The organism is Mycobacterium sp. 050128 (genome assembly GCF_036409155.1).
Lineage (GTDB): Bacteria > Actinomycetota > Actinomycetes > Mycobacteriales > Mycobacteriaceae > Mycobacterium.
On the sequence record NZ_JAZGLW010000043.1, the window covers coordinates 1 to 334 of the forward strand.

1 protein-coding gene is annotated in these 334 nt (G+C 61.7%); it reads right to left on the reverse strand.

The window, feature by feature from the left end:
• The coding region (locus tag SKC41_RS31750) for a hypothetical protein (protein ID WP_330981557.1) at positions 1 to 334 on the reverse strand (334 nt) is incomplete at both ends.

The following is a 334-nucleotide window of genomic DNA, read 5'->3' on the forward strand; positions in this document are numbered from 1 at the left end:
GTTCCTGGTTTTGGACCAGGTCGCCTTCTTCGTGTCGGAACTGGCGCGACGGGGTGCCGCGGAAGGACAGCCAGTTGAAATTGGTTTTGATGTAGCAGCCGTCGCTGACGAGGACCTTTGCGACGGTGTTGGGGATTCTGACGATTGCCAAGCGGGTGGAGCGGCGTGCGGCTTTGTGGAGCCTGTCCACGGCGGTCTCGTCGGTATTGGTGTTGTCGCTGTGCCCCCAGAAGATGGTTACGTCGGCGGTTCGGGCGAGCTTCTCCACCCGATCGACCCACCGTTGGTCGACGACGCTTCCGGTGATCCGTGGGCTGATGATCAGCAGTCGGTG